At 73.2% G+C, this 12,776-nt stretch carries 14 protein-coding genes and 1 pseudogene; 8 read left to right on the plus strand and 7 right to left on the minus strand.

What is annotated here, in order from left to right:
- Positions 1-20: 20 nt before the first annotated feature.
- The 3 genes from ACFYOS_RS00205 to ACFYOS_RS00215 all read left to right on the plus strand — a co-directional run bounded on the left by ACFYOS_RS00205 (position 21) and on the right by ACFYOS_RS00215 (position 3,257).
- On the plus strand, positions 21-416 hold the full coding sequence (locus ACFYOS_RS00205) for a winged helix-turn-helix transcriptional regulator (RefSeq protein WP_387134185.1): 396 nt from the start codon (positions 21-23) through the stop codon (positions 414-416).
- Positions 417-496: 80 nt separating this feature from the next.
- A complete protein-coding gene (locus ACFYOS_RS00210; protein ID WP_387134188.1) occupies positions 497-1,042 on the plus strand; it encodes a TetR/AcrR family transcriptional regulator in 546 nt (181 codons plus the stop codon).
- A gap of 34 nt (positions 1,043-1,076) precedes the next feature.
- Complete coding sequence (locus ACFYOS_RS00215) at positions 1,077-3,257, plus strand: MMPL family transporter (protein ID WP_387134190.1); 2,181 nt, start codon at positions 1,077-1,079, stop codon at positions 3,255-3,257.
- Positions 3,258-3,302: 45 nt separating this feature from the next.
- On the opposite strand, the gene ACFYOS_RS00220 is transcribed toward ACFYOS_RS00215, so the two are convergent.
- Positions 3,303-4,559, minus strand: a complete 1,257-nt coding sequence (locus ACFYOS_RS00220) for an erythromycin esterase family protein (RefSeq protein WP_387134192.1) — start codon at positions 4,557-4,559, stop codon at positions 3,303-3,305.
- Positions 4,560-4,649: 90 nt separating this feature from the next.
- Between ACFYOS_RS00220 and ACFYOS_RS00225 the strand changes: the two genes are divergently transcribed.
- Positions 4,650-4,841 carry a DUF2795 domain-containing protein gene (locus ACFYOS_RS00225; RefSeq protein ID WP_387134195.1) on the plus strand — a complete coding sequence of 64 codons (192 nt, stop codon included), beginning with the start codon at positions 4,650-4,652 and terminating at the stop codon, positions 4,839-4,841.
- A gap of 31 nt (positions 4,842-4,872) precedes the next feature.
- Here ACFYOS_RS00225 and ACFYOS_RS00230 read toward each other — a convergent pair.
- Together ACFYOS_RS00230 and ACFYOS_RS00235 are read right to left on the minus strand one after the other, a co-directional pair.
- Positions 4,873-5,463, minus strand: a pseudogene (locus ACFYOS_RS00230) (rRNA adenine N-6-methyltransferase family protein); the annotation flags it as partial.
- A gap of 225 nt (positions 5,464-5,688) precedes the next feature.
- Positions 5,689-6,588: a Gfo/Idh/MocA family protein gene (locus tag ACFYOS_RS00235; protein WP_387135197.1), complete on the minus strand. Its 900-nt coding sequence runs from the start codon at positions 6,586-6,588 to the stop codon at positions 5,689-5,691.
- Positions 6,589-6,748: 160 nt separating this feature from the next.
- Between ACFYOS_RS00235 and ACFYOS_RS00240 the strand changes: the two genes are divergently transcribed.
- Entirely contained in the window at positions 6,749-7,144 is a 396-nt protein-coding gene (locus ACFYOS_RS00240; RefSeq protein WP_387135199.1) for a hypothetical protein, read from the plus strand.
- The gene (locus ACFYOS_RS00245) at positions 7,137-7,553 is read left to right on the plus strand and encodes a hypothetical protein (protein WP_387134198.1); all 417 of its coding nucleotides are present in this window, start codon (positions 7,137-7,139) and stop codon (positions 7,551-7,553) included. Before ACFYOS_RS00240 ends, ACFYOS_RS00245 begins: the two co-directional genes overlap by 8 nt.
- Before the next feature lie 102 nt (positions 7,554-7,655).
- Here the strand turns inward: ACFYOS_RS00245 and fabG are convergent, their stop codons facing one another.
- Positions 7,656-8,414 carry a 3-oxoacyl-ACP reductase FabG gene (gene fabG, locus ACFYOS_RS00250; protein ID WP_387134201.1) on the minus strand — a complete coding sequence of 253 codons (759 nt, stop codon included), beginning with the start codon at positions 8,412-8,414 and terminating at the stop codon, positions 7,656-7,658.
- Positions 8,415-8,469: 55 nt separating this feature from the next.
- The gene (locus tag ACFYOS_RS00255; RefSeq protein WP_387134204.1) at positions 8,470-10,122 is read right to left on the minus strand and encodes an alpha-amylase family protein; all 1,653 of its coding nucleotides are present in this window, start codon (positions 10,120-10,122) and stop codon (positions 8,470-8,472) included.
- Between the two features lie 85 nt (positions 10,123-10,207).
- Between ACFYOS_RS00255 and ACFYOS_RS00260 the strand changes: the two genes are divergently transcribed.
- Together ACFYOS_RS00260 and ACFYOS_RS00265 are read left to right on the plus strand one after the other, a co-directional pair.
- Entirely contained in the window at positions 10,208-10,807 is a 600-nt protein-coding gene (locus tag ACFYOS_RS00260; protein ID WP_387134206.1) for a DUF1349 domain-containing protein, read from the plus strand.
- A gap of 83 nt (positions 10,808-10,890) precedes the next feature.
- Positions 10,891-11,553: a DedA family protein gene (locus ACFYOS_RS00265; protein ID WP_387134209.1), complete on the plus strand. Its 663-nt coding sequence runs from the start codon at positions 10,891-10,893 to the stop codon at positions 11,551-11,553.
- Between the two features lie 33 nt (positions 11,554-11,586).
- On the opposite strand, the gene ACFYOS_RS00270 is transcribed toward ACFYOS_RS00265, so the two are convergent.
- Positions 11,587-12,330 carry a YidC/Oxa1 family membrane protein insertase gene (locus ACFYOS_RS00270; RefSeq protein ID WP_387134211.1) on the minus strand — a complete coding sequence of 248 codons (744 nt, stop codon included), beginning with the start codon at positions 12,328-12,330 and terminating at the stop codon, positions 11,587-11,589.
- Positions 12,331-12,463: 133 nt separating this feature from the next.
- Positions 12,464-12,760 carry a DUF6412 domain-containing protein gene (locus tag ACFYOS_RS00275; RefSeq protein WP_387134214.1) on the minus strand — a complete coding sequence of 99 codons (297 nt, stop codon included), beginning with the start codon at positions 12,758-12,760 and terminating at the stop codon, positions 12,464-12,466.
- Between the last annotated feature and the right edge of the window lie 16 nt (positions 12,761-12,776).

Genomic DNA, 12,776 nt, shown 5'->3' on the forward strand with positions numbered 1-12,776 from the left:
GAGCGGAAGGAGGCACTTTGGTGTCCCAGGGGAACAACTGTGTGACCGTGACGGCCCAGCAGGCGCGCGCCTGCACGGTCCGGGAGGCGCTGGACCGGGTCGGTGGCAAGTGGAGCATCGGCATCCTGATCGCCGCCTCGCAGGGGCCTATCCGCTTCACCGAACTGGAGCGGCAGGTGGAGGGGATCAGCCGCCGAATGCTGACGCTGACCCTGCGCAACCTGGAGCGGGACGGCCTGCTGCACCGGCACGTCCATCCGACCGTCCCACCCAAGGTCGAGTACACCGCCACCCCGATGGCGCTCGAGCTCTACGAGTCGCTGGTCGCGCTGACCGCGTGGGCGGAGCGGCACCGGCAGTCGATCAGCACGGCCCGGGCCGCGTACGACCGGGAGCACGGCGCAGCGGTCGGCTGAGCACCGCTGTGGCGAACGCCACGCAATCCGTCTGACCGATCGGTCAGGCACTGACCGATCGGTCAGGCATGCTGGAGGGCATGGCACGAGCGGTACCGGAGACCCACGACGAGATCCTCGCCGCGGCGGCGCGACGCTTCGCCGTCACCGGCTACAAGGGCACCTCGCTCCAGGACATCGCCCGCGAAGTGGGCGTCTCCAAGGCCACCGTGCTCTATCACTTCGCCAACAAGGAAGCCCTGCTCTGCGAGCTGATGGCACCCGCCATCGCGATGCTCGAGGCGCTCGACGCGCGGCTCGCCGGGCACGGCGGCGCGGGCGCCCAGCGGGTCGCCGCCGAGGGCTTCGTCGACCTGGCGGTCCGCTTCCGCCGGGAGATCGCGCTGCTCCGCGGCGAGTTCCCCGACCTGCTCCAGCAGCCGGCGTTCGCGCACATCCAGCAGATCTCCGAACGGCTCATCGCGGCGTTCGCCGGCCACTCCGACCGCCCGGCGGCGCGGATCGCCGCGCTGGTCGTCCTCGCCGGCATCGCCGAGACCTGCGGCGAGTTCCTCGACATTCCCGACGAGGAGCTGCGGCCCGCGCTGCTCGCCGTGGCGCGCCGCGCGCTCGAACCCACCGCCTGATCCCAGTTCCGACCCCGAGGACAAAGGAAGGTCCATGGCGACCCTGCTGTACCGGCTCGGCCGGGCATCACTGCGCCGGCGGCGACTCGTCGCCGTCGCCTGGCTCGTCGTACTCGTCGGCCTCGGCGTCGCCGCGGCCACCCTCAAGGGCCCGACGGCCAGCAACTTCACCATGCCGGGCACCGAGTCGCAGCGCGCGATCGACCTGCTCGCCGACCGGTTCCCGGCGGCCAGCGGGGCCACCGGCACCATCGCCGTCAAGGCGCCCCAGGCCGGCCAGCTGCTCGCCCCGGCGGGCCAGGCCGTGGTCAAGCAGGTCACCCAGGAGGCGGCCAGCCTGCCCGGCGTGGTCGGCGCGGTCGACCCGTACCAGGTGAAGGCGCTGACCCCGGACGGCCGGTACGCGCTGATCCAGGTGCAGTTCCAGGGCCGGGCGGACGACGTGACCGACGCCCAGCGCGACGCGTACGAGCAGGTCGGCGCGCAGGCCGAGGCGCAGGGCTGGCAGATCGCCCCGGGCGGCGAGGTGCTCAACGCCGAGCCGGAGATCGGCTCCACCGAGGGCCTCGGCGTGCTGGTCGCCGCGATCGTCCTGATCGTCACCTTCGGCTCGCTGGTCGCGGCCGGGATGACCATGCTGAACGCGCTTATCGGGGTGGGCGTCGGCATGGCCGGCCTGTACGCGCTCAGCGGCGCGGTCGAGCTGACCAGCACCGCGCCGATCCTGGCCCTGATGCTCGGCCTCGCGGTCGGCATCGACTACTCGCTCTTCATCACCTCGCGGCACCGGCAGAACCTGCTCGACGGGCTCTCCCCCGAGGAGGCGGTCGGCCGGGCGGTCGGCACCGCCGGTTCCGCCGTGGTCTTCGCCGGCGCCACCGTGGTCATCGCGCTGGCCGGCCTGGCGGTGGTGGACATCCCGTTCCTCACCGTGATGGGTCTGGCCGCCGCCGGCACGGTCACCGTGGCCGTGCTGGTGGCGATCACCCTGGCCCCGGCGCTGCTCGGCTTCGCCGGCCGGAAGGTGCTCCCGCGCAAGCTGCGCAACCGGGAGGCCATCGAGTCGGCGGCCACCAGCCCGGCGGCCCGGTCGGGCTTCGGGTTCCGCTGGGCGCGCTGGGTGACCAGGCTGCGCATCCCGGTGATCCTGGTCGGCCTGCTCGGCCTCGGCCTGCTCGCGATCCCCGCCCAAGACATGCGCCTGGCGCTGCCGGACGCCTCCGCCGCCGCCGAGGGGACCCCGGCCCGGGTGAGCAACGACCTGATCCGGGAGGGCTTCGGCCCCGGCTTCACCGGCCGGCTCGCGGTGGTCGTCACCGCCGACTCGCCGCAGGCCACCCAGGCCGCCGTACCGCAGGTCACCGCGTTGATCCAGAAGACCGACGGGGTGCTGGCGGTGGCCCCGCCGCAGCTCGACCCGACCGGCCGGACCGCGCTGCTCGGGGTCATCCCGAAGACCGGCCCGACCGACGCGGCCACCGAGACGCTGGTGCACGACATCCGCGACCAGGTCGCCGGGATCAGGAACGCCGACGTGCTGCTGACCGGGGTCACCGCGATCGGCATCGACGTGTCGGAGAAGCTCTCCGCCGCGCTCCCGGTCTACCTGCTGCTGGTCGTCGGCCTGTCGGTGCTGCTGCTGATGCTGGTGTTCCGCTCGATCCTGGTGCCGGTGAAGGCGGCGCTGGGCTTCCTGCTCACCGTCGCGGCCACCTTCGGCATCACGGTGGCGGTGTTCCAGCAGGGCCACCTGGCCGACCTGGTCGGGTTGGACACCCCGGGCCCGCTGGTCAGCTTCCTGCCGATCCTGCTGATCGGCATCCTGTTCGGCCTGGCCATGGACTACGAGGTCTTCCTGGTCTCCCGGATGCGGGAGGACTTCGTGCACGGCGACACCGCCCGGCAGGCCACCATCAACGGGATGGGGCACGGCGCCCGGGTGGTCACCGCCGCCGCGCTCATCATGATCTCGGTGTTTGGCGGCTTCGTCTTCCTGGACGACCCGGTGATCAAGTCGATGGGCTTCGCGCTCGCGATCGGCGTCGCCATCGACGCCTTCGTGGTCCGGATGACCATCGTCCCGGCGGTGATGTCGCTGCTCAACACCGCCGCCTGGTGGATCCCGCGCTGGCTCGACCGGATCCTGCCCAACGTGGACGTCGAGGGCGAGGGCCTGCGCGCCCACCTCGCTGAGCGCGAGCCCGCCGGAGTGTGATGAAAGGAGGGGCCCCATGACAAGGGGCCCCTCCGAACACCCCGGTCAGACGCCGGCCGGGTAGGTCTCCATCTCGCCCGGCGCGGTGAGCGCCGGCAACGGGTGCAGCGCGGTGGCCTCGTCACACCAGATGAACCCGTCGTAGCGCTCGCCCAGCCGGGTCGGCACGTAGTTGCCCCAGGACTCGAAGGTCGGGTCGTAGACCACCCCGATGGCCCGGTGGTCGACTTCACCGGTCACCCACTCCGGCTGGTCCGGCCCGCCGAAGACCAGCACCGCGCGCTCCGGCATCAGCTCGTGCAGCCGTCGCTCCACCGAGCCTTCCCGGGCCGGCGGCACCACCACGGCCTCGGCCGGTGAACCCCAGCGCGGCGCGGCGATCACCGTGCCCCGATAGCTGCCGAAGCCGACCAGCGCCACCGCGTCCCGCCCGTGCCGCTCCCGGGCGAGCTGGCCGATGTTGACCATCCCGTCCGCCGCCATGTCGGTGGCCCGGGCGTCCCCGACGTGGGTGTTGTGCGCCCAGACGATCCCCCGCGAACCGGAGCCGTAGAGCTCGAGCAGCCGGTCGAGGGTGTCGGCCATGTGGATGTCCCGGACGTTCCAGGACTCCGGGCCGCCGCCGACCATCGCCCGGTAGTAACGCTCCGCCCCGGCCACCACCTCCGCGTTCTGCCACGCCGAGAAGCGGTCCGGGCCGTCCGCGGCGGCCTGTTCCCGGGTACGCGCCAGCAGCCGGACGACCTCCTCCTCGCACCGGGCCGAGACGAACCTGCTGGCCATGCCGTACTCCTCGACCTGCTTGCCGTACGGCTCGAAGCAGCGGTACGCCTCCTGCGCCGCCTCCAGCGAGGCCGGGTCCTCCTCGCCCAGGTAGTCGAAGATGGCCTGCATCGACTCCCACAGCGAGTAGACGTCCAGCCCGTGGAAGCCCGCCCGCTCCCCCTCCGGGCGTTCCAGGTTCCACGCCCGCGCCCAGCGGCAGAAGCGGGCCACCTCCGCGTTGGCCCACATCCAGGTGGGCCAGCGTTCGAAGCGCTCCAGGGCGAGCCGCGGATCGGCCAGCCCGCCGGGGGCGCCCACCACCGAGCGGTGCACCCGGTCGCAGTCCGGCCAGTCCCCCTCCACCGCGACGAAGTCGAAGCCCTGCTCGGCGATGAGCCGCCGGGTCAGTTGCTCGCGCAGCCGGTAGTAGTCGTAGCTGCCGTGCGTCGCCTCGCCGATCATGACGATCCGGGCGTCCCGGACGCGGTCCAGCAACGGGTCCAAGTCGCTCGGCGCGCCGAGCCGCTGTACCAGCATGCCCGCGGCTACCCGGGACCTGCCCGGGCAAACCGCCGGCTCCGCCCCACGGCCGGGCATGCCGGCGGGCGGAACGGGTAGCCGGTCGACATGACCGTGTCGGGGGTGCAGTTGCAGGAGTTCCTGGCCGGGCTCGACTACCCGGTCTCCCGCGAGGACCTGGTCCGCTGGTGGCAGGAGAACGGCGGCAGCACCGAGATGTTGCAGATGCTCAAGGCGCTGCCGGCGGAGGAGTTCGACGACCCCGCCGAGCTGGGCGAGGCGCTGGAGACCCTGGCCTGAGTGGGTCCGGGGACCGCCGGCCCGGATGCACGGCGTGCAGCAGCCGGAACAGCACCAGCCACTGCTCGGGCCAGACCAGACCGACCGGCGTGTCCGGGTCGAGCCGGGCGGCCCGCAGCGCCCCGTCGACCCGGCGGGCCGGGTGGGCGGTGCGCAGCGAGGCCGCGAGCGAGCCGCCGAACCCGCCGAAGCCGAGCTCCACCAGCCTCCGGTACGCGGGCAGCGCCGCCGGGGGCAGCAGCGGCTCCGGCCGGCGGTCGATGCGGAGGATGCCGTCGACGGCGGGCGCCGGCCGGAACGCGGCCCGCGGCACCCGGCCGGCCAACCGCCAGTGGTGCTCGGGCCAGGTAAGCACCGTGAGCCGGCTCCACCGGCCGTGGTCGCCGGTGCGTTTGCGGGCGTACTCGAGCTGGGTGAGCAGGGTCGCGGACCGCAGGCCGGGCGCGGCGAGCGGCCGGGTCAGCTGGCCGCGCCCGGCACCCACCTCCAGCAGCAGGTCGTCGGGGCCGGGCCGGGCCGCCCGGACCATCCGCGCGACGGCGGCCGGGTCGGCGAGGAAGTTCTGGGACAGTACGCGACGGGACCGGTCGCGTGCGGTGGTGCGGTGTCGGCGGGGCGCCACGGGGATCGTCCTGTCTGTCGCCGGACGGCGACGGTACGGACAGGCAGCGCGGAGCGGGCCTGCCCGAGCGGATGGGACTCGGACGACCCTGGAAGTCGGCAGGGGATGCGGCACGAAACGTTCGCCACCGGACCCGCGTGGGGTGGGCGGCGACAGCGGACCGGGCAGCCGACACCGGCCGGCCAGCCAGGCTAGCCGCGGGCCGTCCGGCCCGCGACGGAATTGTCAGAGGTCGACCGTGCGCCCCTGCGCGCGGGCGGTCTCGGCGGCCTCGAGCACCGCCACCACCTCGCGGCCGAACCGCACGTCGCAGCGGTGGTCGCGGGTGCCCGCGTCGACCTCCTCCAACAGCTGGTCGATCGCGGTGCCGAAGGCCTGGAGCACGCTGCCGTCGCCGGGCGGGACGCTCTCGGTGCCGTTCTCGCCGAAGAAGACGAAGTCCCGGGTGACCGCCTCGGACGGCGCGTCCAGGGTGAGCGAGAGCGTGCTGGTCGCGCCGCCGTCGTGGGTGAGAAGCAGGTGCACCAGGCCGCTCGGGCCGTCCATCGCCGCGACCCTGGTGACCCGGCCGAGCACCGGCAGGATCAGCGACAGCGCGTGCGGGCCGATGTCCCAGAGTGCGCCGTGCTGCCGCCGCCACTGCGAGTCGCCGTACGGGCTCCCCGGCTGGTAGATCGAGGCGAACATGGTGGCCCGGGCGTGCTGCCAGCCCCCGGCCGCCGCGGTCGAGGCGAGGAAGCCGGTGACGTTCGGGTGGAACCGCTGGGTGAAGAAGACCACCGAGGCCACCCCGGACGCCTGCGCCGCGGCGACCACCCGGTCGGCCTCGGCGAGGCTCAGCGCCAGCGGCTTGTCCAGCAGCAGGTGCCGCCCGGCGGCGGCGGCCCGGACGGCGATCTCGGCCTGCACGTCGGGCGGCAGCGCCACGGCGATCGCGTCGCAGGCGCCGAGCAGCGCGTCCATGTCGTCGAAGGCCGGTACGCCGTGCCGCGCGGCCAGCGCGCCCGCCTTCGCCGGGTCCCGTCCCCACACCCCGGCCAGGGTGGCCCGGGGGTGGGCGTCGATCGCCGCGGCGTGCGTCTCCGCCGCCCAGTGACCGGTGCCGAACAAGCCGAACCGCAGCACGAGTCCCCCCACCGTCGTCGTCCGCCACGGCGTACGCCGGTGGCCGTGATCCACGCTAGTCGTCCGGCCCGGCCGGTGCGCCCCCGACCCGTCGGGAGAGCCGGGCGACGATGGCTACTACGACGCTTAGTAGGCTGTGCCGGTGAACGGGACTGCGTCGATGGCCAGCGCTGCGGCGGCCGGCTCGCCGGTGGACGGCATCCTCGCGACGGCGTCGATCGTGCTGTCGCTCATAATCGCGGTCTGGGCCCTGGTGGCGGCGGTGCGCCACCGGGCGCCGGACCGGCTCCAGTTCGTCGGCCTGGCCGCGCTGGAGCTGGCGCTGCTCGCGCTCGCCGTGGTGGCGCTGGTCGCGCTCGGTGGCGGGGAGCGACCGGGCGAGCCGGGTGCCTTCTTCGGCTACCTGGTCACGCTGGTCTGCCTGCCGCCGCTGGCCTGGGTGCTGGCCCGGATGGAGCCGACCCGGTGGGGTTCGGCGATCGTCTGCGCGGTCTGCCTGGTCACCCCGGTCGTGGTGGTCCGGTTGCAGCAGACCTGGGAGGTCGTCGGTGGCTGATCTGAAGGCGCCCGAGCGCGCCACCAACAAGGGTCCGGGCCGGCTGCTGATCGCGGTCTACATCCTCTTCGCCATCGCCGCGACCTCGCGGGCCGGTCTGCAGATCGCCACCAAGTTCGACGAGGCGCCGGTGGCGTACCTGCTCTCCGCGGTGGCCGCGCTGATCTACATCGTGGCGGCGGTCGGGCTGGCCCGGGCCGGGCACGCCGGTCGCCGGGTCGCGCTGGCCTGCTGCTCGGTGGAGCTGGTCGGGGTGGTCGCGGTCGGCATCCTCAGCCTCGCCGACAAGGCGCTCTTCCCGGACGAGACGGTCTGGTCGGGGTTCGGCAGCGGCTACGGCTACATCCCGCTGGTCCTGCCGGTGCTCGGCCTGTTCTGGCTCTGGCGCACCCGCCACGACCCCGCCTGACCCACCCGCTCGAAGGCCCTCGTTCACGGAAACAGGGGTCATGAGACGCGGAATGGCCACTCTTTCCGAGAAAGAGTGGCCATTCGCGGAGCGGGTTCGGCGTCAGTCCTTGGGGCCGCCGGCGACGTAGATGACCTGGCCGGAGACGAAGGACGCGCCCTCGCTGGCCAGGAACGAGATGGTGTGCGCGATGTCCTCCGGCCGGCCGGTGCGGCGGACCGGGATCTCCGCGGCGGCGTGCTGCTGGAGCGCCTCGAAGTCGACCTTCATCCGGGCCGCGGTGGCGGCCGTCATGTCGGTGACGATGAAGCCCGGCGCGACCGCGTTGACGGTCACCCCGAACGGGCCGAGCTCGATGGCGAGCGTCTTGGTGAAGCCCTGGAGGCCGGCCTTGGCGGCGGAATAGTTGGCCTGGCCCCGGTTGCCCAGCGCGGAGGTGCTGGAGAGGTTGACGATCCGGCCCCACTTCCGCTCGACCATGTGCTTCTGGGCGGCCTGGCTGAACAGGAACGCGCCGCGCAGGTGCACGCCCATGACCGTGTCCCAGTCCGCGTCGGTCATCTTGAACAGCAGGTTGTCGCGGAGCACGCCGGCGTTGTTGACCAGCACGGTCGGCGCGCCCAGCTCCGCGGCGACCCGCTCGACGGCGGCCTCCACCTGAGCCCGGTCGGAGACGTCCGCACCGACGCCGAGGGCCCGGCCGCCGGCGGCGGCGATGGCGTCCACGGTCTCCTTGGTCGCCGACTCCTCGATGTCGACCACGGCGACGGCCATGCCGTCGGCGGCCAGGCGGCGGGCGGTGGCCGCGCCGATGCCGCGCGCGGCTCCGGTCACGATGGCGACGCGGGGCTCCTCCGACATGATTACCTCCCGGTAACTTGGGCTCGATCGAAGGAGCTTAGCGCCGACCCCGTCGTCAGCGGTCCCGGCCCCGGCGGATCCGGATCCACCGGTAGCCGTAGCCGGCGAGCTTGAGGCTGTCCAGCTTGCCGACCTCGTCGTAGTTGCGGTCGGTGAGCACGTCGATCGGCAGGTCCGCCTCGGGGGCGAGCAGGCTCAGGTCGACCTCGACGTCCTCGGTGCCGAGGTTGTGCAGGAAGACCATGGTCCCGGTCGGGCCGTCGGCGCGGTGCGCGAGCACCCCCGGCGGCATCGGCACGTCGATGTGGCTGGTGGTGCCGGAGCCGACCTCCGGGGCCTCCCGGAGGGTACGGATCATCCGCTCGAACCAGCCCAGCAGCGACCTCGGATCCTTGCGCTGGGCGGTCACGTTGACCTTCTGGTAGCCGTACTCGCCCTTGTCGAGCACCGGGCGGACCAGCTTCTCCGGCTCCGCGCTGGAGAACCCGGCGTTCTCCTTGTACGACCACTGCATCGGGGTACGGATGGCCTGCCGGCCGGGCAGCGAGAGGTCCTCGCCCATGCCGATCTCCTCGCCGTAACGCAACACGGGGGTGCCGCGCAGCGAGAACTGGAGCGCGTACGCCAGCTCGATGCGCCGGCGGTCGTTGCCGAGCATCGAGGCCAGCCGGCGGCGGATGCCCCGGCCGTAGAGGCGCATGTCCTCGTCCGGGCCGAACTGCTCGTACACCTGGTTGCGCTGCTCGGCGGTGAGCCGGGACAGGTCGATCTCGTCGTGGTTGCGCAGGAAGGTGGCCCACTGCCCACCCTCGGGCAGCGCCGGGGTGTCCCGCAGCGCCTCGATCACCGGCTCCGGGTCCTGCCGGGCCAGGGCGAGCATCAGCCGCCCGTTCATCATGAAGTCGAAGAGCATGTGGATCCGGTTGGCCGAGCCGCCGCTGTCGCCGAAGTAGACCGGCAACTGGTCCGGCTCGACGTTCGCCTCGGCCAGCAGGACGGCGTCGCCCCGCCGCCACTGCACGTGCTGCCGCAGCTCGGTGAGGAAGTCCAGGTCCTTCGGTGAGTCCGAGTTGCCCGGCTCGGTCAGCTCGATGATGAACGGCACGGCGTCCATCCGGAAGCCGGAGACGCCGAGCTGGAGCCAGAACGACATGATCTTCTTGATCTCGGCCCGGACCTCCGGATTGGCGACGTTGAGGTCCGGCTGGAACTTGTAGAAGCGGTGGTAGTACCAGGCCTTCGCAGTGCGGTCGTAGCTCCACGTCTCGTTCTGCTCGCCGGGGAAGACCATGCCCTGGTGCCGGTCCGGCGGTTCGTCGTCGCTCCACACGTACCAGTCGCGGTAGGGCGAGTCGGGTGAGGACCGGGCGGACTGGAACCAGGGGTGCTCGTCCGAGGTGTGGTTGACCACCAGGTCGATGATCACGTGGATGCCCTTGTTCTTCGCCTGGTGCAGCAGCTCGGCGAAGTCGCCGAGGCTGCCCAGCCGCGGGCTGACGTTGTAGAAGTCGGTGGCGTCGTAGCCGTCGTCCCGGTTGGGCGACGGGTGGATCGGGTGCAGCCAGAGGCAGGTCACGCCCAGCCGGGCGAGGTAGTCCAGCCGGCCGATCAGGCCACGGAAGTCACCCACTCCGTCGCCGTTGGAGTCCGCGAACGTATCGACGTCGAGGCAGTAGACGACCGCCTCCTGATACCACCTGTCGCCCATGTCCGCTTTACTTCTCCGGTCCGTCGATCCGGCAAACCCGGGTCGCGGCCGCCTGCGCGAGTCGCGCGGCCGGTACGGTGCCGGCATGAGCCTCGACACGCAACTGGTCGACTGGTCCGCCGGCAGTTGGTTGAACCCGCCGGAGCGGGCGGACGAGTCCGGCGACGGTCTGCTGGTCGAGCCGCGCGGGGGCAGCGACTTCTGGCGGCGGACCAGCTACGGCTTCGTGCACGACGACGGCTCGGCGTTGCTGGCGCCGTTCCCGAGGGACAGCGCGGTGGAGGTGAGCTTCCACCTCGACTACGCGGCGCAGTTCGACCAGGCGGGCGTGCTGGTCCGCGTGGACGAACGGCGCTGGACCAAGGCGGGAGTGGAGGTCAGTGACGGCCAGCCGCAGGTCGGCGCGGTGGTCACCGACGAGGTCTCGGACTGGTCGGTCGCCCCGGTGCCGGAGTGGTCGGGGCGGGAGGTGACGGTCCGGGTCAGCCGGACCGGGGACGCGCTGACCGTACGGGCCCGGGCGGACGCAGAGCCGTGGCGGCTGGTCCGGGTCGCCCCGCTGGACCCGGCGGCCGAGGCGTCGGCCGGGCCGTACAGCTGCTCGCCGAGCCGCGGCGGCCTGGTGGTCCGCTTCACCGGCTGGCGGCGGGGGCCGGCGGACGGGGCGCTGCACCCGGAGGGCTGAGTGGGGCCGGTCACCGGCAGGTGTCGCCGGCCGCCGCCGGGGTACCACTTCCGGATCCCCCGGCAGCGTGCGGAAGGACGCCGATGACTCTCGCCCAGAACGTCGACCCGAACCAGTTCACCGGGCTGACCGGCTGCGTGGCGTCCGTCATCGACTCGCTGGGCGCCGTCGGGGTGGCGCTGCTGGTCGCCCTGGAGAGCGTCATCCCGCCGATCCCGAGCGAGGTCGTGCTGGCCATGGCCGGCTACCTCGCTGCCGAGGGCCGGTTCAACGTGGTGCTGATCGTGCTCGCCGCGACGGCCGGCTCGCTGCTCGGTGCGCTGGTGCTCTACTGGCTCGGCGCCGCCCTCGGCGAGGAACGGCTGAAGCGCTGGCTGGACCACATCCCGCTGGTGGACCGGGACGACCTGGAAAAAGCCGACCGCTGGTTCGAGCGGCACGGCCGATGGGCGGTGCTGATCGGCCGGCTGGTGCCGGTGGTCCGCAGCCTGGTGTCCGTGCCGGCCGGCGCGAACCGGCTGCCGCTGGGCGAGTTCGCGCTGCTCACCACGCTGGGCAGCGGGGTGTGGAACGCGTTGATCGTCGGCCTCGGCTTCGCCCTCGGCTCCCGCTGGCAGGAGGTCGACCGCGACAGCGACTGGTTCAACTACGCGATCCTGGCGGCCTTCGTCGGAATGACGGTGAGCTGGGTGGTCAGGAAGCTGCGGCGACGGCGCGCCCGGCAGTCGGTGACCGCCGGGCGCTGACCGCGCCGCAGCTGTTCAGATCCGCGCCTTTTGTCAACGAACGTCGATGAATACCGGTTGCGGGCGGCGCAGCACCGCCTGCTCCAGCGCGGTCCACGCGGTGGTGGTGACCAGGTAGAGCACCGCCGCCAGCGGCACCACCAGGGCCACCAACACCGTCGTGTACGGCAGCAGCGGCAGCAGCCGGCCCAGGGCGGCCGCACCCGGCCCCTCGGTGGGCGTACCGGCGACGGTGCCGGTGGCCGCGGCCGCCCGGCGGGCCCGCCGCGAGGACCACCAGGCCAGGGCGAGCAGCGCGGCCAGCAGCACCCCGAAGACCGCCGCCACCGAGGCGGAGAGCCCGTCGCCGAGGTGCCAGCCCAGCGGCACCCCGGCCAGCCGCTCGTCGAGCAGCCGGGAGCCACCGTCGCCGGTGGCGAAGAGGCGGTACATGACCAGGAAGAACGGTGCCTGCAACAGCGCCGGGAGGCAGCCCGCGACCGGGCTGGCCCCGGCCCGGCGGTAGAGCGCGAACAGCTCGCTCTGCAGGCGGGCCGGATCGTCGGCGTACCGGTGCTGGAGGTCGCGGACCTCGGGGGCGAGCGCCGCACGACGGCGCTCCCCGCGGACCTGCGCCAGGCTGAGCGGCGAGATCAACAACCGGACCCCGACGGTGAACAGGACGATCGCGGCCGCCGTGGCGGCCCCGCCGGTCAGCGGGGTGAGCGAGTCGGCGAGCCAGGTGACGACGGTGGCAGCCACGGAGGCAGCGGTGTGCAGCGGTGCGAAGGCGAGCATGGGGAACCCCTCGGTCCGATTCCGGATGCCCCGACGGGACGACGCGTCCCGGCGGGACGGATGACGACGGAACCGGCCGCGTGGCGGCTACGAGACTCGTGCCGGACGGACCCGACGCGATGACGGCATGGCGCTACGCGGCCGAGGGGCGGAGACCAGGAGCACGCGGGCGCGGCCGGCCGGCCGCGTCCGGGTCGACCTGGCGGGGGGTCCGGCGGCCCCGGGCGCGGGCCCGCAGGGCGGTGGCGTGCCGTCCGGCGCGGGGCGCGTTCGGCAGCGCCCGGGACCGGAGCGCGAGCAGCGTGGCCAGCAGCAGCGCGGCGGCCACCGCCGCGCCGGCGAGCAGCCCGACCGGGCGGTCCGCGAGCACGGTGAGCTGGGCGAGGGCGTACGCCCACGGCCCCGTCACCGCCACCAGGATCCCCGGCACGCCGACCAGCCTAGAA

This window comes from Micromonospora sp. NPDC005806 (assembly GCF_042871425.1).
Lineage (GTDB): Bacteria > Actinomycetota > Actinomycetes > Mycobacteriales > Micromonosporaceae > Micromonospora.